The 16,458-nt window shown below is 68.8% G+C and carries 17 protein-coding genes; 15 read left to right on the forward strand and 2 right to left on the reverse strand.

Going from position 1 to position 16,458, the window contains the following annotated elements; genetic code table 11:
* Positions 1-83: 83 nt before the first annotated feature.
* Genes AC07OY_RS01170 through AC07OY_RS01180 form a run of 3 tightly spaced genes read left to right on the forward strand, consistent with a single transcriptional unit; the run spans position 84 to position 3,209 of the window.
* A complete protein-coding gene (locus AC07OY_RS01170; protein WP_495040698.1) occupies positions 84-2,045 on the forward strand; it encodes a sensor histidine kinase in 1,962 nt (653 codons plus the stop codon).
* A 19-nt stretch (positions 2,046-2,064) separates the two neighbouring features.
* Entirely contained in the window at positions 2,065-3,000 is a 936-nt protein-coding gene (gene lpxC, locus AC07OY_RS01175) for a UDP-3-O-acyl-N-acetylglucosamine deacetylase (RefSeq protein ID WP_495040699.1), read from the forward strand.
* 23 nt (positions 3,001-3,023) lie between these two features.
* On the forward strand, positions 3,024-3,209 hold the full coding sequence (locus AC07OY_RS01180; protein ID WP_495040700.1) for a hypothetical protein: 186 nt from the start codon (positions 3,024-3,026) through the stop codon (positions 3,207-3,209).
* Between the two features lie 302 nt (positions 3,210-3,511).
* Here AC07OY_RS01180 and AC07OY_RS01185 read toward each other — a convergent pair whose 3' ends face one another.
* Entirely contained in the window at positions 3,512-4,999 is a 1,488-nt protein-coding gene (locus AC07OY_RS01185; protein ID WP_495040701.1) for a carboxypeptidase M32, read from the reverse strand.
* On the reverse strand, positions 4,996-5,493 hold the full coding sequence (locus AC07OY_RS01190; protein ID WP_495040702.1) for a YqaA family protein: 498 nt from the start codon (positions 5,491-5,493) through the stop codon (positions 4,996-4,998). The genes AC07OY_RS01185 and AC07OY_RS01190 overlap by 4 nt, the downstream gene beginning before the upstream one ends.
* Before the next feature lie 70 nt (positions 5,494-5,563).
* Here AC07OY_RS01190 and dusB point away from each other — a divergent pair, with 70 nt between their 5' ends.
* From dusB to ruvC, 12 genes are all read left to right on the forward strand, one after another.
* Complete coding sequence (dusB, locus tag AC07OY_RS01195; RefSeq protein WP_495040703.1) at positions 5,564-6,616, forward strand: tRNA dihydrouridine synthase DusB; 1,053 nt, start codon at positions 5,564-5,566, stop codon at positions 6,614-6,616.
* A gap of 18 nt (positions 6,617-6,634) precedes the next feature.
* Positions 6,635-6,883, forward strand: coding sequence for a helix-turn-helix domain-containing protein (locus AC07OY_RS01200; protein WP_119043984.1), 249 nt, complete (start codon positions 6,635-6,637; stop codon positions 6,881-6,883).
* A 61-nt stretch (positions 6,884-6,944) separates the two neighbouring features.
* Complete coding sequence (gene purH, locus AC07OY_RS01205; protein ID WP_495040704.1) at positions 6,945-8,522, forward strand: bifunctional phosphoribosylaminoimidazolecarboxamide formyltransferase/IMP cyclohydrolase; 1,578 nt, start codon at positions 6,945-6,947, stop codon at positions 8,520-8,522.
* A 104-nt stretch (positions 8,523-8,626) separates the two neighbouring features.
* Positions 8,627-10,036 (forward strand): coniferyl aldehyde dehydrogenase, encoded by a 1,410-nt coding sequence (locus AC07OY_RS01210; RefSeq protein ID WP_495040705.1) that lies wholly within the window; start codon positions 8,627-8,629, stop codon positions 10,034-10,036.
* Positions 10,036-10,527: a hypothetical protein gene (locus tag AC07OY_RS01215; protein WP_495040706.1), complete on the forward strand. Its 492-nt coding sequence runs from the start codon at positions 10,036-10,038 to the stop codon at positions 10,525-10,527. The genes AC07OY_RS01210 and AC07OY_RS01215 overlap by 1 nt, the downstream gene beginning before the upstream one ends.
* Positions 10,524-12,134 (forward strand): GMC family oxidoreductase N-terminal domain-containing protein, encoded by a 1,611-nt coding sequence (locus AC07OY_RS01220; RefSeq protein WP_495040707.1) that lies wholly within the window; start codon positions 10,524-10,526, stop codon positions 12,132-12,134. The genes AC07OY_RS01215 and AC07OY_RS01220 overlap by 4 nt, the downstream gene beginning before the upstream one ends.
* Before the next feature lie 17 nt (positions 12,135-12,151).
* The gene (locus AC07OY_RS01225; protein ID WP_495040708.1) at positions 12,152-12,682 is read left to right on the forward strand and encodes a GNAT family N-acetyltransferase; all 531 of its coding nucleotides are present in this window, start codon (positions 12,152-12,154) and stop codon (positions 12,680-12,682) included.
* Entirely contained in the window at positions 12,679-13,068 is a 390-nt protein-coding gene (locus tag AC07OY_RS01230; RefSeq protein ID WP_495040709.1) for a GFA family protein, read from the forward strand. Before AC07OY_RS01225 ends, AC07OY_RS01230 begins: the two co-directional genes overlap by 4 nt.
* Positions 13,069-13,153: 85 nt before the next feature.
* Positions 13,154-14,035: a tetratricopeptide repeat protein gene (locus AC07OY_RS01235; protein WP_495040710.1), complete on the forward strand. Its 882-nt coding sequence runs from the start codon at positions 13,154-13,156 to the stop codon at positions 14,033-14,035.
* A gap of 45 nt (positions 14,036-14,080) precedes the next feature.
* Positions 14,081-14,731, forward strand: coding sequence for a lysophospholipid acyltransferase family protein (locus AC07OY_RS01240; RefSeq protein WP_495040711.1), 651 nt, complete (start codon positions 14,081-14,083; stop codon positions 14,729-14,731).
* Positions 14,731-15,729 (forward strand): phosphatidate cytidylyltransferase, encoded by a 999-nt coding sequence (locus AC07OY_RS01245; protein WP_495040712.1) that lies wholly within the window; start codon positions 14,731-14,733, stop codon positions 15,727-15,729. The genes AC07OY_RS01240 and AC07OY_RS01245 overlap by 1 nt, the downstream gene beginning before the upstream one ends.
* Positions 15,729-16,277 (forward strand): crossover junction endodeoxyribonuclease RuvC, encoded by a 549-nt coding sequence (gene ruvC / locus AC07OY_RS01250; protein WP_495040713.1) that lies wholly within the window; start codon positions 15,729-15,731, stop codon positions 16,275-16,277. The genes AC07OY_RS01245 and ruvC overlap by 1 nt, the downstream gene beginning before the upstream one ends.
* Positions 16,278-16,458: the final 181 nt, after the last annotated feature.

The following is a 16,458-nucleotide window of genomic DNA, read 5'->3' on the forward strand; positions in this document are numbered from 1 at the left end:
CGGGCGGCGCTGGCGCAGTGGGACCGCGCCACCCCATGTGGCATGCTCCCGCCCCATGTCAACGCCTAGAAGAAATCGCAGGGATGCTTGAGTTGGGCCTCCTGCTGCGCCGCGGCCTGCTGCTGATCGCCCTGCTGGCCTGCCTGCCAGCGCAGGCACAACGTTTGCCGCAGCCCAGCACTCGCATCGCGGGTGATGATGCGGCGCCCGCCGAACTCGCCACCACGGCCTGGACGCGCGACCAGCTCGACGCCTGGTGGGCAGCCTTGCGCCGCCACACCGTGGCCGGCGGCGACCACCTCGAGCTGCCCCCGGACTTGCTCCCGCCCGACAACGCGGCGGCCTGGAAGCCCGTGGCCATGCCGGATGTTCAGGCCCGGCCAGGTGCGGCCATGGTCAGCGACACGCGGGGTTATGAAATGCGCTGGTACCGGCTGCATATACCAGCCGGGCACGACGAAGCCATGGCCCTGTACCTGCCGCGCCTGGTCACGCTGTCGGCCGCCGTGCTGGCCCGCACCGACAAGGGCTGGCAGGCCCTGCTGGACAACCAGCATGCCGAGCGCGAGCAATGGGTGCAGCCCATCTGGCTGCCCCTGCCCGGCGTCGGTGCCCAAGGCCTGGATGTGGTCGTCGCCCTGCCCGTGCCGGCGGGCAGCTATCACTCGGTGTCGCGCATCTGGATAGGTCCGCGCGACCAGCTCGAGAAGCGCTGGCTGTGGCGGGTGCGTGCCCAGACCGGCCTGCCCCAGGCCGTCAGCCTGACGCTGGCCGTGCTCGGCCTGTTCGCGCTGACGCTGTGGATACGCCGCCCCGAAGCCATCTATGGCCTCTTCGCCCTGGGCGCCGCCGCCTGGATGGTGCGCAATCTGCACTACTACGTCAGCCTGCCGGCCTCGCCCGCGGGCCAGGACTGGTTCTGGTGGGCCACGCATGCGTCCATGGGCTGGGTCATGTTGACAGCCCTGCTGTTTGCACTGCGTTTCGCGAGCCGGCGCATCCCGTGGCTGGAGTGGGCGCTGACCGCCAGCGTGGTCCTGGTCAGCCTGCTCAGCATGCCGCTGTGGCTGCGCCAGCTCGACATGGTCGTCATGCAGTACACGGTGACGGCGGCCGTGGCCGCCATCGGCACGGCCTGGGTGGCCTTCCTGGCCTGGCGCGAGGAGCGCACCGAACTGCGCATCATGGCCGTGGCCCTGATCATCGGTGTCGTCATCGGCGGCCACGATCTCGCCGTGCTGGCCGGCTGGGCCTGGCCCGAGCATTTCTTCCTGATGCCCTTCGCGACGCTGGCCGTCATGCTCAGCTTCCTGCACGCCGTGCAGCGCCGCTATGTCGGTGCCGTCGAGCAGGTGCAGGCCGAGAACAGCCAGCTGCAGGAAGACCTGGACGAGCAGGTCTCGGTGCTGCAGGCGCAGAACGCCCAGCTGCGCGAGGCCGAGCGCCAGCAGGCCCTGCTGCTGGAGCGCCAGCGCATCATGGCCGACATGCACGACGGCCTGGGCTCCTCGCTGCTGTCGGCCCTGGTGGCCATGGAGCAGGGCAGCATGTCGCATGAGCAATGCGTGGAGGTGCTGCGCGAATGCGTGGACGACCTGCGCCTGGTCATCGACTCGCTGGAGCCGGTCGGCCACGACCTGGTCTCGCTGCTGGCGACGATGCGCTACCGCCTCGGCAAGCGGCTGCAGACCGGCGGCCTCAAGCTCGACTGGGATGTGCAGGACCTGCCCCCGCTGGCCTGGCTGGAGCCGCCCGACGCCCTGCATGTGCTGCGGCTGATGCAGGAAGCGCTGAACAACGTGCTCAAGCATGCCCAGGCCAGCCGCGTGCGCATGGTCACCCGCCACCACGGCAGCTATGTCGAGATCCGCGTCGAGGACGATGGCGCCGGTTTCGACCTGCAGACCATCCAGCACGGCCGCGGCCTGAAGAGCCAGATCAAGCGTGCCCAGCGCCTGGGCGGCAAGCTGCGCATCGACTCCCAGCCCGGCATGGGGACGAGGCTATCGCTGCGATTGCCCGTTGAGCGAAAAGGCGAGGCCTGATCCTGGGACAATCCCGGATATGGTCAAGCAACGCACCCTGAAGTCGATCACCCGCGCCGTCGGCGTCGGCATCCACAGCGGCCAGAAGGTCGAGCTGACCTTGCGCCCCGCGCCTGTCGACACCGGCATCGTGTTCCGCCGCGTCGACCTCTGCCCGCCGGTGGACATCCCGGTCGGCGTCATGTCGGTGAGCGACACCCGCATGGCCACCACCATCAGCCCTGGCGGCGATCCCGGCGGTCCCAAGGTTCAGACCATCGAGCACCTGCTGTCGGCCTGCGCCGGCCTGGGCCTGGACAACCTCATCATCGACATCAATGCCGACGAGGTGCCCGTGCTGGACGGTTCGGCGGCGGCCTTCGTCTTCCTGCTGCAGTCGGCCGGCATCCTCATGCAGGACGCGCCCAAGCGCTTCCTGCGCGTGAAGAAGCCCGTCGAGGTGCGCCAGGGCGAGGGCAAGAAGCTGATGTGGGCGCGTCTGGAGCCCCACCATGGCTACACGCTGAGCTTCGAGATCGAGTTCGACAACCCGGCCGTGGCCGCCACCGGCAGCAGCTTCGTCTTCGACATGGGCTCAGGGCTTTACAAGAAGGAGATCGCCCGCGCCCGCACCTTCGGCATGACGGCCGACATCGACTTGATGCGCTCGCGCGGCCTGACCCTGGGCGGCTCGATGGACAACGCCATCGTCGTCGACGACTACAAGGTGCTGAATGCCGACGGCCTGCGCTACGACGACGAGTTCGTCAAACACAAGATCCTCGACGCCATCGGCGACATGCAGGTGGCCGGCATGCCGCTGCTGGCGGCCTACATCTCCTTCAAGGGCGGCCACGCGCTGAACAACAAGCTGCTGCGAGCCCTGCTGGCGGACGAGTCCGCGTTTGAGGTCGTCAGCTTCGACGACGAGCGCCAGGCGCCCAGGGGCTTCGCCGAACTGGCACCCGCTTGGTGAAGTGATCGCATGAGAGCGTTTACATGCTGATCGCCCGCCTCGTCGTCGGCCTGCTGCTGTTCTCTGCCGTCCTGTGTTTCGCCTTGTCCATCGCCACCGGCCAGCCGCGCTGGCGGCGCCTGGGCCTGGTCATCCTGAAATGGACGCTGGTGGCCGGCCTGGCCTTCTTTGGCGTGCTGATCCTGGAACGATTGGCCGTGCTGCTGTGATGCTCGTCACGGCATAGCCAGCCCACCCCTGGGCTTGCGGGGATGCCAGCCCGGCGGCATGTGTTCAGAATGACTTCACGGTTGCTGATCGAGTTGCAGCAGCCCAGTCCGGGAATCATTAACCCGGGCGCCACGCGTGGAGATGGCCGGGGGGCCGGGGAAGCGCAGTGGATTGAAGAGAGAAATCGTTGTTGTACCGAATTGGGCCGCTCCCGCAGGAGTGGCCCTTTTTTTGCCACTCCTGCCGGAGCGGCCGCTTTTTTGTTTCCACGCCACAGACGTAACTGTCTACAAGCTGTCGCTCAAGCCCCGAGGTAGCGGTTGCGCAGATGCGCCTCGAAATGGGCCGGGTTGAGCGCCTCGCCGCTGGCGCGGCGCACCAGTTCCGGCGTCTCGTAGCGGCTGGCGGTCTGCCAGACATGGGTGGACAGCCAGTCGAACACGCCGCCGAGTTCGCCACGGGCGATCTGGGCGTCGAGATCGGGCCGCTGCGCCCGCATCGCCGCGAACCACTGCGCCGCATACATGGCGCCCAGCGTGTAACAGGGGAAGTAGCCGAACAGGCCGGCCGGCCAGTGCACGTCCTGCATGGGGCCATCCTTGTAGTTGCCGCGCGTCTCCAGGCCGAGCAGCTCGGCCATCTTGGCGTCCCACAGGGCCGGGATGTCCTCGACCTCGGCCTGGCCTTCGATGAGGGCGCGCTCGATGTCGAAGCGCAGCAGGATGTGGGCAGGGTAGGTCACCTCGTCGGCATCGACGCGGATATAGCCCGGCTGCACGCGCGTCAGCAGCTTGTGCAGATTGCCGGGCTCGAAGGCCGGCTGGTCGCCGAAATGCTTGACCAGCAGCGGCCCCAGCAGCACAGCGAAGGCCGGGTGGCTGCCCAGCTGCATCTCGAAGGACAGGCTCTGGCTCTCGTGGATGCCCATGGAGCGGGCGCGGGCGATGGGCTGGCCCAGCAGGTCGCGCGGCAGGTTCTGCTCGTAGCGGCCATGGCCGGTCTCGTGGATGGTGCCCATCAGGCTGGGCAGGAAGTCGTCCTCGCGGTAGCGCGTCGTCATGCGCACGTCCTCGGGCACGCCGCCGCAGAAAGGGTGGGTGCTCTCGTCCAGGCGGCCGGCCGCGAAGTCAAAGCCCATCAGCTTCATCGCGTCCAGCCCCAGCGCCTTCTGGGCCGCCGTCGGGAAGGGACCGACGGGCTTGATGACGGTTTCGCTGGCCTGCCTGGCCGTGACGTCGCGGATCAGCCCCGGCAGCCAGCCGCGCAGCGGCCCGAAGGCGGCCTCGACATCGGCGCTGCGCATGCCGGGCTCGTAGTTGTCCAGCAGGGCGTCGTACTTGGACAGGCCCGACATCTGCGACAGCAGTTCGGCTTCCTGGCGGGCGACCTTCAGCACCTCGCGCAGGTTCGGCACCAGGCCGGCCCAGTCGTTGGCCGGGCGCTGGCTGCGCCAGGCATGTTCGCAGCGGTTGTTGGCCAGGCTCTTGGCCTCCACCAGGGCTTGGGGCAGGGCGTTGGCGGCCCGCCAGGCGCGGCGGATCTCGCGCAGATTGGCGCGCTGGCCGTCGTCCAGCGGCTCGGCGGCGGCTGTGTCCAGCAGGCCGGCCAGGGCGGGGTCGGTCGCCAGTTGGTGCAGCAGGCCGTCCATCTCGGCCAGGGCCAGGCTGCGCGCCTCGTTGCCCTTGGCCGGCATGTTGGCGGCCTGGTCCCATTGGGCGATGGCCTGCAGATGGCCGAGGTGGTGCAGGCGCTGCTGGCGCGCGGCGAGGTCTTGGTAGGCAGGGGTCATGACAGCCAGGTCTCCGGAATCAGCCAGATGAGTGCGACGGTGTACAGAAGAAAACGCAGGAACTTGCCCAGGGCCATCCAGCCCACGCAGGGCCAGAAGGGCAGCTTGAGCCAGCCGGCCACGGCGCAGAGCGGGTCGCCGACGACGGGCAGCCAGCTCATCGCGCAGGCCTTGGGGCCGAAGCGCTGCAGCCATTGCATGGCGCGTGAATGCCTGGGTTCATGATGCTTGACCGCCTCCACCGCCTTCTCGACGCCATAGCCCATCCACCACGACACCGCGCCGCCCAGCGTGTTGCCCACGGTGGCGACGGCGATGACGGGCCAGAACAGGCCGGGGTCCGCCTTGACGACGAGGTAGACGGCGGGTTCCGAGCCTAGCGGCAGCAGCGTCGCGGAGACGAAAGCAATGACGAAGACCGCGACCAGGCCGACCTGGGGCAGGGCGAGGGCGGCAAGCAGATCGCCGATGAATTGGCTGAGCCAGGCTTCCATGGCGGCATTGTGGAGGCAGGCCGCAAGGCCGGATGGCTACAATCTCGCCTCTTTTTTAAGCAGACGTCTCGTGCAAATCGGCCCCCACTCCCTTCCCAACCGGCTCTTCGTGGCGCCGATGGCCGGGGTGACGGACCGGCCCTTCCGCCAGCTCTGCCGCCGCCTGGGTGCGGGCTATGCGGTCAGCGAGATGGTCACGTCGCGCAAGGAGCTGTGGGGCAGCCTCAAGACCTCGCGGCGTGCGGATCACTCGGGCGAGCCGGGGCCCATCGCCGTGCAGATCGCCGGCACGGATGCCGCCATGATGGCCGAGGCCGCGGCCTACAACATCGATCGCGGCGCCCAGATCATCGACATCAACATGGGCTGCCCGGCCAAGAAGGTCTGCAACAAATGGGCGGGCTCGGCGCTGATGCGCAACGAGGCGCTGGCGCTGGAGATCGTCGAGGCCGTCGTGGCCGTCTGCACGCCGCGCGGCGTGCCGACGACGCTGAAGATGCGCACCGGCTGGAGTGCCGACGAACGCAATGCGCTGCGCCTGGCCCGCATCTTCGAATCGGCCGGCATCGCCATGCTGACCATCCACGGCCGCACCCGCGAGCAGGGCTACAAGGGCCTGGCCGAATACGACACGATTGCGGCGGTGAAGACAGCGCTGACCATTCCCGTCGTGGCCAACGGCGACATCGATTCGCCGGAGAAGGCGCGCGACGTGCTGGCCTACACGGGGGCCGACGCGCTGATGATCGGCCGCGCGGCCCAGGGCCGGCCCTGGATCTTCCGCGAGGTGGCCCACTTTCTGGCGACAGGCGAACACCTAGTGGCGCCCACTGTTACCGAAGCGCGCGACGTGCTCACCGAACATCTGCACGACCATTACGGCCTGTACGGCGAATTGAGCGGCGTGCGCAGCGCCCGCAAGCACATCGGCTGGGCCGTGCGCGGCCTGCCCGGCGGGGAAGCCTTCCGCCAGCACATGAACACCCTGGAGCGCTGCGACCTGCAGTTGCAGGCTCTGCGGGACTGGTTCGACGAACTCGGCCAGACCCACGACCGGCTGCCTCCTACCCTGGCGGCCAACGACGACGAAGACGCGCGAAGCCACGAAGCCTGCGCCGCCTAACGAAAAGCTGCTCCTGTCATGAGTGCCCAGAAGAACAATCCGCCCAATCCCATCGACGCCTGCGTGCGCGACAACCTCGAAGCCTTTTTCCGTGACCTCGACGGCCAGGAGCCGCATTCGATGCACGAGATGCTGGTCAAGCTGGTCGAGAAACCGCTGTTCGAGATCGTCATGCGCGAGGCCGGCGGCAACCAGAGCAAGGCCGCGCAATGGCTGGGCATCAACCGCAACACGCTGCGCCGCAAGCTGACCGATCACAATCTTTAAAACCTTGCGGGTTGGACCTTTGAGCGCAGCGAGAAGCTCCGACCCCAACTGACTAAGCACCATGGCCCTGACCGCACTTCTCTCCGTCTCTGACAAGACCGGCATCCTCGAGTTCGCCAAGGGCTTGCATGCCCTCGGCGCCAAGCTGCTGTCCACCGGCGGCACCGCCAAGCTGCTGGCCGACAACGGCCTGCCGGTCACCGAGGTGGCCGAGCACACCGGCTTCCCCGAGATGATGGACGGCCGCGTCAAGACGCTGCACCCCAAGATCCATGGCGGCCTGCTGGCCCGCGGCGACACCGCTGAGCATGTGGCGGCCATGGAGAAGCACGGCATCACGCGCATCGACATCCTGGCCGTCAACCTCTACCCGTTCGAGGCGACGGTGGCCAAGCCCGGCTGCACGCTGGAGGACGCCATCGAGAACATCGATATCGGCGGCCCGGCCATGGTGCGCAGCGCGGCCAAGAACTGGAAGGACGTGACGGTGCTGACCGATGCGGCCCAGTACGGCGCCGTGCTCGAAGAACTGAAGGCGAATGGCAAGACCAGCGACAAGACCCGCTTCGCCGCCTCCGTCGCCGCCTTCAACCGCATCGCCCAGTACGACGCAGCCATCAGCAACTACCTGTCCAGCCTGCAGGAAGACGGCGCCAAGTCCGAATACCCCGCGCAGATGAACGCCACCTTCGTCAAGGTGCAGGACCTGCGCTACGGCGAGAACTCGCACCAGACCGCGGCGCTGTACCGCGACCTGTTCCCGGCGCCGGGCTCGCTCGTCACCGGCAAGCAATTGCAGGGCAAGGAGCTGAGCTACAACAACATCGCCGATGCCGACGCGGCCTGGGAATGCGTGAAGAGCTTCGACACGCCAGCCTGTGTCATCGTCAAGCACGCCAACCCCTGCGGCGTGGCCGTCGGCGTCAACCCGGCCGAGGCCTACAGCAAGGCCTTCAAGACCGACCCGACCAGCGCCTTCGGCGGCATCATCGCCTTCAACCGCGAGGTGGACGGCGCGGCCGCCCAGCTCGTCGCCAAGCAGTTCGTCGAGGTGCTGATGGCGCCGAGCTTCAGCGCCGAGGCGCTGGAGATCTTCAAGGCCAAGGTCAATGTGCGCCTGATGCAGATCGCGCTGCCGCCGGGTGGCGCCCGCCCCTGGGACCAGGGCCGCAACGCCGGCGACAGCAAGCGCGTCGGCTCCGGCCTGCTGCTGCAGACGGCCGACAACCATTTCCTGAAGAAGGAAGACCTCCAGGTCGTCACCACGCTGCAGCCCACCGCCCAGCAGCTCGACGACCTGATGTTCGCCTGGACCGTGGCCCAGTATGTGAAGAGCAATGCCATCGTCTTCTGCGGCGGCGGCATGACTCTGGGCGTCGGCGCCGGCCAGATGAGCCGCCTCGACTCGGCCCGCATCGCCTCCATCAAGGCCCAGCACGCCTCCCTGAGCCTGCAGGGCTCGGCGGTGGCCAGCGACGCCTTCTTCCCGTTCCGCGACGGCCTGGACGTGCTGGCCGATGCCGGCGCGACCTGCGTCATCCAGCCGGGCGGCTCGATGCGCGACGATGAGGTGATTGCTGCCGCGAATGAGCGCGGCATCGCCATGGTGGTGACTGGCATACGCCATTTCCGCCATTAATTCGGCTCTAGACGCAGTCCTCTAGTCCAGGGCCTCCCCCGATGGTGGAGGCCCTTCTTGGGTTTAGCCTCCCGTGCATTGATAAAAGCACCGGAGACTGAGCCATGGACACCGCCCTGCAGGAGCGCCTGCATCTGGCGCTGACGGCGCAGCGCCGCGCCTTCGAGGCCGAGCGCATGCCCTCGTACGAGGTGCGCCGCGACCGCTTGCAAAGGCTGCTGAAGATGACCCAGCAGCATGGCGAGGCCCTGGCCGCGGCCATGGCCAGCGACTTCGGCCACCGCGCCCGCCAGGAATCGCTGCTGGCCGATATCTTCACCGTCGAAGCCGGCGCCCGCCACGCGATCAAGCGACTGCGCCGCTGGATGAAGCCCAGGCGCGTCGAGACGCCGCTGCACTTCCTGCCCGGCCGCAATGTGCTGATGCGCCAGCCCCTGGGCGTCGTCGGTGTCGTCTCGCCCTGGAACTACCCCTACTACCTGGCCATGGAGCCGGCGGTGGCGGCCCTGGCGGCCGGCAACCGCGTGCTGATCAAGCCTTCGGAGCTGACACCGGCCACGTCCGAGCTGATGGCCCGCCTGGTCGCGGAGCACTTCGCGCCCGAGGAGATGCAGGTCATCACCGGCGACGCCGAGGTCGGCAAGGCCTTCACCGAGCTGCCCTTCGACCACCTCTTCTTCACCGGCTCCACCGCTGTCGGCCGCCATGTGGCGCAAGCCGCGGCGAAGAACCTCACGCCGGTGACGCTGGAGCTGGGCGGCAAGTCGCCGGCCATCGTCGACCGCAGCTGCAATGTCGACCTGACGGCCTCGCGCCTGGCCTTTGGCAAGCTCTTCAATGCCGGCCAGACCTGCGTGGCGCCCGACTATCTGCTGGTGCCCCGCGAGATGGTCGAGCCGCTGAGCCAGAAGATCCTGGCCGAGATGCGCCGCATGTATCCGCGCATTGCCGGCAATGTCGACTACACCAGCATCGTCGCGACGCGCCACCATGCGCGCCTGCAGGGCCTGATCGCCGACGCGGCCCAGCGCGGCGCGCGCGTGCTGCGCAGCCACGACGAGCAGCCCGACGATCGCCGCCTGGTGCCCGCCCTGCTGCTGGACGTGCCGCCCGAGGCGACCGTCATGCGGGAAGAGATCTTCGGCCCGCTGCTGCCCATCGTGGGCTACGACAAGGTCGACGAGGCCCTGGCCCATGTCAACGGCGGCGACCGGCCGCTGGCCCTGTACTGGTTCGGCGAGGATGGCGCCGAGCGTGACCGCGTCATGCGCGAGACCCACGCCGGCGGCGTGACCGTCAACGACTGCCTCTGGCATCTGGGCCAGGAGGAGCAGCCCTTCGGCGGCGTCGGCGCCAGCGGCATGGGCTCCTACCACGGCGAATGGGGCTTTCGCACCTTCAGCAAGGAGAAGCCCCTCTTCATCCAGAGCCGCTTCGCCGGCACCAAGCTGTTCCAGCCTCCCTATGGCGCCACCTTCGAGCGCCTGCTGTCCCTGTTGAAGAAGGTGGTGTGATGCAGCGCCGTGGATTTCTGAAGTTGGGCATAGGCGCCGCCGTCGTCATCGGCGTGGCCGGGGCCGGCGTGGCCCTCATCAAGCCCGGGCTGGTCGAAGGCAAGTTGAGTCCCGGCGCACGTGAGCTGATGGCCGCCACCGCGCGGGCCGTGCTGGGCGACCTGCTGCCCGCCACGGGCGTGCAGGCCCAGCTCGCGCGGCTGGACGCCACCATCGCCGGCTTCCCGGCGGCCACGCGCAAGGAGCTGTCCGACGCCCTGGGCCTGCTCTCCACGGCCGCCGGCCGCTATGCCCTGGTCGGCCTGTCCAAGCCCTGGGGCGAGGCCAGCGCCGCCGACATCCAGCAGGCCCTGGACGCCATGCGCCTGTCGACCTCCAACACGCGCCAGCAGGTCTATCACGCGCTGCGCGACCTGAACGCCATCGCCTTCTTCACCGAGCCGGGCAACTGGCGGACGGCCGGCTACCCCGGTCAACGAGAGATTCCATGAGTTCGCTGCCTGATCCCATCGTCGAAGGCCTGCAGCGCGGCTGGAAGGTCCACGGTGGCCCGCACAAGCCTCTGCCCGCCACGCTGGACTGCGACGTCGCCATCATCGGCAGCGGCGCCGGTGCCGGCATCACGGCCGAGATGCTGGCCCGCGCCGGCCTGAAGATCGTCATCGTCGAAGAAGGCCCGCTGCGCTCCAGCAGCCAGTTCAAGCAGCGCGAGCTCGACGCCTACCGCGATCTCTACCAGGAGACCGGCGGGCGCAAGACGGCCGATCAGGCCATGAACATCCTGCAGGGCCGGTGCGTGGGCGGCTCGACGACGGTCAACTGGACCGGGTCCTTCCGCACGCCGCCCGATGCCCTGGCCTATTGGGGCCAGCAGTTCGGCTTGAAGGACTTCAACGAAGCCGCCATGGCGCCGTGGTTCGAGCAGGTCGAGAAGCGCCTGAACATCGGCGACTGGCTGACCGAGCCCAACGAGAACAACGACGTGCTGCGCCGTGGCGCCGAGAAGCTCGGCATCCCGACCAAGGTCGTGCGCCGCAACGTCAAGGGCTGCTGGAACCTCGGCTCCTGCGGCATGGGCTGCCCGACGAATGCCAAGCAGTCCATGCTGGTCAGCACCCTGCCGGCGGCCCTGGACCTGGGCGCCACGATGCTGGTGCAGACCCAGGCCTCCAAGTTCGAGCTGCAGGGCGACAAGGTCGTTGCGCTGGTGGCCACGCCGGTGGCGCTGGACGGTGCCGCCACGGGCGCGCCGCTGCGCATCACCGCCAGGCACTATGTCGTCGCCGGTGGCGCCATCAACTCGCCGGCCCTGCTGCTGCGCTCCAACGCCCCCGACCCCAACGGCTTGCTCGGCAAGCGCACCTTCCTGCACCCCACCGCGGGCAATGTGGCCCTGTTCGACCATGAGGTGGCCGGCTGGGCGGGCGCGCCGCTGTCGGTCTTCTGCGACCACTTCCTGCACCGCGGCCCCATCGATGGCCCCATGGGCTACAAGCTCGAGGTCGCGCCGGTGCATCCGGCCTTCGCGCTGACGAATGGCGGCGGCGTCGGCCCCGAGCTGGCCCAGCGCGCGCGCGAACTGCCGCGCAGCCAACTGATGATCGCCCTGATGCGCGACGGCTTCCATGCCGACGCGGCGGGCGGCGCCGTCAAGCTGCGCGGCGACGGTTCGCCGGTGCTGGACTACGCCGTGACCGACTATCTGCTCGACGGCGTGCGCCGCAGCTATCTGACCATGGCCGAGATCCAGTTCGCCGCCGGCGCCAAGAGCGTGCGTCCGGTGCACGAGCAGGCCGTCGGCTATGCCAATCTCGACGAGGCGAAGAAAGGCATCGCCGGCCTGACGATGAAGCCCTTCCTTGCCACCGTCGGCAGTGCCCATGTGATGGGTGGCTGCACGATGGCGGCCGACGCCGGCCGCGGCGTCGTGCGGCCCGACGGCCAGCACTGGCAGCTGGCGAACCTGTCGGTGCACGACGGCTCGCTGTTCCCGACCAGCCTGGGCGCGAATCCCCAGCTGACGGTCTACGGCCTGGCGGCGCGGCTCTCCAGCGGCCTGATCCAGCGCCTGGGTGCCAAGGCGGTGCTTCTCGCCTGACGGCGAGAATCGTCGGCATGCCACCGACGATCCGCCACGCCACCCCCGAGGACGCCGCGCTGCTGGCGTCCTTCGCCGCTCAGGCCTTCAGCGACACCTACCGCGAGATCAGCGACGCGCAGGAGATCGCTGACTACGTCGCCGAGCATTTCCAGCCCGGCGTCATGGCCGCCGTCATTGCCGACCCGGCCTGCACGGTGCTGCTGGCCTGGGTGGGCGGGCAGCTGGCGGGTTATGCCATCGTCAAGGACGAGGCCGCGCCCGCCTGTGTGACGGGGCCGGCGCCGCTGAAGCTGTGGCGCATCTATCTGGGCGCGGGCTTCATCGGCCAGGGCCTGGGCGCGGCGCTGATGCAGGCCGTGCACGCACAGGCCCGCCAGCGTGGTGCGGGCACGCTGTGGCTCGGCGTCTACGATCGCAATGTGCGGGCCGTGGCCTTCTACGAACGCTTCGGTTTCGCCAAGGTCGGCGGGCAGGAGTTCCTGTTCGGCGGTGAGATCTATATCGACCCGGTGTACGCGGTCGCTGTCCAGGAGGATGGAAGATGATCGAAGGATCCTGCCTCTGCGGCAGCGTGCAATGGCGCTTGGACGGCCAACCTGACGGGGCCACAGCCTGCAACTGCACGGCATGCCGGCGCTACGGCACGCTGTGGGCCTATGACTATGTGGACGAAGGCATTCGCGTCACCGGTCCCACGCAGGCCTATGTGCGTGGCAAGGCGCTGGAGTTCCACTTCTGCCCGACCTGCGGCTGCGTGACCCACTGGCGCGGCCTGCGCCTGGACGAAGCCGGGCGCCGCCGTGTCGCCGTCAACCTGCGTCTGGCCGCGCCTGAGGCGGTTGCCAGCATCCCGATCGATCATTTCGACGGCTTCGACAGCTTCGACGACCTGCCGCGCGATGGGCGCTGCGTGAAGGACTATTGGTTCTAGTCCTACGCGTAAAGCCTTGAAACCGCACGGCGCGCCGCCAGATTCGCGACGCACACTGCCGTGTGCCGGTTAGAGGAGTATCGCGATGAAGTTCCCCAGCTTCCTGCTCGTGTGCCTGGCCCTGCTGTCCACGCTGTGGATGGGCACGGCCGCCCAGGCCCTGCCCAATGTCGACGAGGTGCAGGCCGCCGTGCAGCGCGGCGACTATCCCGGCGCCGAGAAGATGATGCGCGAGGTCGTCGCGGCCAGGCCCGACAGCCCGCGGGCCCACTATGTGCTCGCGGAGATCCTGGCCCACCAGCGCGAGTTCAAGGCGGCGGCCGAGCATGTCCGCCGTGCGCGCGCGCTGGACCCCGCCCTCAAGTTCACCGATGCGGCCAGGTTCAACAACTTCGAGCAGCTGCTGCAGCGCCAGCAGGCCGCGACGGCCAAGTCCGCCGTGCCGGCAGCGCTGGAGCCCGCGCCCGCGCCCAAGGCGGCGGCGCCCGTCGAGCGCGCTGAGCGCGTCGAGAGGGCGGGTTCTTTCGGCGGCGTGCCCATCTGGCTGCTGGTGGCCGGCGCCATCCTCTTCATCGGCCTGGCGGCCCGCTTCATGCGTCGCCGCGCCGCCGCCCAGGCCCAGCCGGCCTTCGCAGGGGGTGGCTACGGCCCAGGCGGCATGGGCTATGGCGGCGGCATGCCGCAGCAGGGCTCCGGCGGCCCGGGCATGCTGGGCGTGGGCCTCGGCGTGGCCGGCGGCGTGGCAGCGGGCATGCTGGCCGAGCGCCTGTTGAACGGCGGCCATGAGGACCGTGGCCTGGCGCGCGACGCGACGGCCGGCGGCGCGGGCGGCTTCATCCCTGGCAGCTTTGGCGGCGACGACTTCGGCGCTGCCGACGAGCTGACTCGCCGCGACATCGACTTCGGCAGCGGCGACGGCTGGGGTGGAGGCGACGTGGGCGGCGGTGGCGGTGGCGATGACTGGTAAGTAGTCACGGACCGGCGGCGGGGCGGCCACTGATAATCCCGCCCCATGACGCCAGCCGCTTTCACCGGCCAGTTGCTCTCCTTCATTGCCCGTCTCATCACGGGTGCACAGGGCCACTGGAAGGGCTGCCCGCCGACGGCGGAGCAGCGCATCTACATCGCCAACCACCAGAGCCACTTCGATCTCGTGCTGATCTGGGCGGCCTTCCCGCATGAGCTGCGGGCCCAGACCCGCGCCATCGCGGCGCGCGACTACTGGACGAAAAGTGCGTTCAGGCGCTGGCTGACGACCGAGGTCTTCAACGCCATCTACGTCAGCCGCACCCGCGCCAACCCGGACGAGGACCCGCTCGAGCCTCTCGTCGAGGCGCTGGCCAAGGGCGACTCCCTGGTCATCTTTCCCGAGGGCACGCGCTCCAGCAAGGGCAACCCCCAGCCCTTCAAGAGCGGCATCTATCACCTGGCCGAGCAGTTCCCCAATGTGCAGCTGATCCCGACCTGGATCGACAACGTGCAGCGCGTCATGCCCAAGGGCGAGGTCGTGCCTGTGCCCATCCTGTGCACGGTGACCTTTGGCGAGCCCATCCAGTTGCGCGCCGGCGAAACCAAGGCCGATTTCCTGTGCCGCGCCCGCGAGGCCGTCATGGAGCAGCGCCCCGATCCCGAATGGGTCGCGCGCCTCGAGGGGAGCGACTGATGCGCTGGCTCAAGGCCTTGACCGCCAGCGAGCAGGTGGCCCTGCTCTTCGTCGTGCTGTTCGGCTTCCTGCTGCTGCTGACAGTCGGCCTGTTCCTGAACTCCCTGCGCGAGCGCGAGGACGAGGATGCCAAGCGCCAGTCCGAGCTCACCTGGGAGCGGGTGCGCCGCGACCTGCGCGCGGCCTGGATCGGAGGCTCCATGTTCTGGGTGGCCTGGATCTCCGGGCCGCTCGGCGCGACGCTGCTGTTCGCGCTGTTCTCCTTCCTGGCCCTGCGCGAGTTCATCACCCTGGTGCACACCGAGCGCAGCGATCACCGCACCCTCATCGTCGCCTTCTTCGGCCTGCTGCCCCTGCAGTACATGGCCTGCGGCACGCGCTTCTTCGACCTGTTCACGGTCTTCATCCCGGTCTATGGCTTCCTGGTGCTGCCCATCGTCAGCGCGCTGGCCGACGACCCGCGCCGCTTCCTGGAACGCAATGCCAAGATCCAGTGGGGCGTCATGGTCTGCGTCTACGGCCTGTCGCATGCGCCGGCCCTGCTGCTGCTCGACTTTCCCGGCTACACCGGCCGCGGCGCCTTCCTGTTGTTCTTCCTCGTCATGGTCGTCGCGGCCTCGCAGATCGCCCAGGAGATCGCCACCCGCACGATGCGCCGCCGCCCCGTCGCGCGCCGCATCAGCCGCAGCTTCTCGATGCGCGCCTGGTGGATAGGCACGCTGACTGGCACCCTGGCTGGCGGGCTGCTGTTCTGGATCACGCCCTTCAAGGCCGGCCAGGCCCTGGCCATGGCCTTCGTGACGGCCGCTTCGGCCGGCTTCGGCGGCCTCGTCATGAAGGCGCTGAAGAAGGACGCCGGCGTGCGCTACTGGGGCAACCGCAGCTCCATCACGGGCGCGGTCGGCCTGCTCGATCGCATCGCCGTGCTGTGCTTTGCGGCACCGGTGCTCTTCCATTCGGTGCGCTGGTATTTCCAGTTGCCGCTGGGGTCTCGCTGATGAGGATTCTCGGCATTGACCCCGGACTCCAGACAACGGGGTTCGGTGTCATCGACGCCGAAGGCCCGCGCCTGGCCTATGTCGCCAGCGGCACCATCAAGACCCATGGTGTCGAGGTCGGCGACCTGCCGGCACGGCTGAAGATCCTGTTCGACGGCATCCGCGAGGTCATCACGCGCTACCAGCCGCAGTGCGCGGCCGTCGAGATCGTCTTCGTCAACGTCAACCCGCAGTCCACGCTGCTGCTGGGCCAGGCGCGCGGCGCGGCGCTGGCGGCGCTGGTGTCGGCCGAGCTGCTGGTCAGCGAGTACACGGCCACGCAGATGAAGAAGGCCATCGTCGGCCATGGCCAGGCCAAGAAGGAGCAGATCCAGGCCATGGTGCAGCGCCTGCTGAACCTGCCCGGCGTGCCCGGCAAGGACGCGGCCGATGCGCTGGGCATCGCCATCATGCATGCCCATGCGCGCGTCAGCTTCGAGGCCATGAGCCGCAGCACCACGCTGCAGCGCCGCCAGCACGCCCAGTTCAAGGGCGGCAGAACGTATTGACCCCTCGCCCGGTCACGCGCCGCTGAACGCGGGCGAGCCCAGTCGGTCCCCCGAGGGGACGGCGATGCTCGCGGCGTTGAGCCGCGAGCACATCGCCCTGGCGGGCCGGCTAGGGAGCGGCCCGGCGCTCGGCCCGAATACCTGCCCCTGGGCTGCAAAGAAAAACGGCCCGCCAAGGCGG

It is taken from the genome of Roseateles sp. GW821-FHT09H10, from assembly GCF_059415865.1.

What these genes read in the sequence shown, in the direction of transcription:
- AC07OY_RS01215 (WP_495040706.1), top strand. Translation starts at nt 10,036, where the DNA reads ATGCAGCGCCGTGGATTTCTGAAGTTGGGCATAGGCGCCGCCGTCGTC.
- AC07OY_RS01240 (WP_495040711.1), top strand. Translation starts at nt 14,081, where the DNA reads ATGACGCCAGCCGCTTTCACCGGCCAGTTGCTCTCCTTCATTGCCCGT.
- AC07OY_RS01225 (WP_495040708.1), top strand. Translation starts at nt 12,152, where the DNA reads ATGCCACCGACGATCCGCCACGCCACCCCCGAGGACGCCGCGCTGCTG.
- AC07OY_RS01230 (WP_495040709.1), top strand. Translation starts at nt 12,679, where the DNA reads ATGATCGAAGGATCCTGCCTCTGCGGCAGCGTGCAATGGCGCTTGGAC.
- purH (WP_495040704.1), top strand. Translation starts at nt 6,945, where the DNA reads ATGGCCCTGACCGCACTTCTCTCCGTCTCTGACAAGACCGGCATCCTC.
- AC07OY_RS01245 (WP_495040712.1), top strand. Translation starts at nt 14,731, where the DNA reads ATGCGCTGGCTCAAGGCCTTGACCGCCAGCGAGCAGGTGGCCCTGCTC.
- AC07OY_RS01220 (WP_495040707.1), top strand. Translation starts at nt 10,524, where the DNA reads ATGAGTTCGCTGCCTGATCCCATCGTCGAAGGCCTGCAGCGCGGCTGG.
- AC07OY_RS01170 (WP_495040698.1), top strand. Translation starts at nt 84, where the DNA reads ATGCTTGAGTTGGGCCTCCTGCTGCGCCGCGGCCTGCTGCTGATCGCC.
- ruvC (WP_495040713.1), top strand. Translation starts at nt 15,729, where the DNA reads ATGAGGATTCTCGGCATTGACCCCGGACTCCAGACAACGGGGTTCGGT.
- AC07OY_RS01190 (WP_495040702.1), bottom strand. Translation starts at nt 5,493, where the DNA reads ATGGAAGCCTGGCTCAGCCAATTCATCGGCGATCTGCTTGCCGCCCTC.
- AC07OY_RS01185 (WP_495040701.1), bottom strand. Translation starts at nt 4,999, where the DNA reads ATGACCCCTGCCTACCAAGACCTCGCCGCGCGCCAGCAGCGCCTGCAC.
- AC07OY_RS01180 (WP_495040700.1), top strand. Translation starts at nt 3,024, where the DNA reads ATGCTGATCGCCCGCCTCGTCGTCGGCCTGCTGCTGTTCTCTGCCGTC.
- AC07OY_RS01210 (WP_495040705.1), top strand. Translation starts at nt 8,627, where the DNA reads ATGGACACCGCCCTGCAGGAGCGCCTGCATCTGGCGCTGACGGCGCAG.
- AC07OY_RS01200 (WP_119043984.1), top strand. Translation starts at nt 6,635, where the DNA reads ATGAGTGCCCAGAAGAACAATCCGCCCAATCCCATCGACGCCTGCGTG.
- lpxC (WP_495040699.1), top strand. Translation starts at nt 2,065, where the DNA reads ATGGTCAAGCAACGCACCCTGAAGTCGATCACCCGCGCCGTCGGCGTC.
- AC07OY_RS01235 (WP_495040710.1), top strand. Translation starts at nt 13,154, where the DNA reads ATGAAGTTCCCCAGCTTCCTGCTCGTGTGCCTGGCCCTGCTGTCCACG.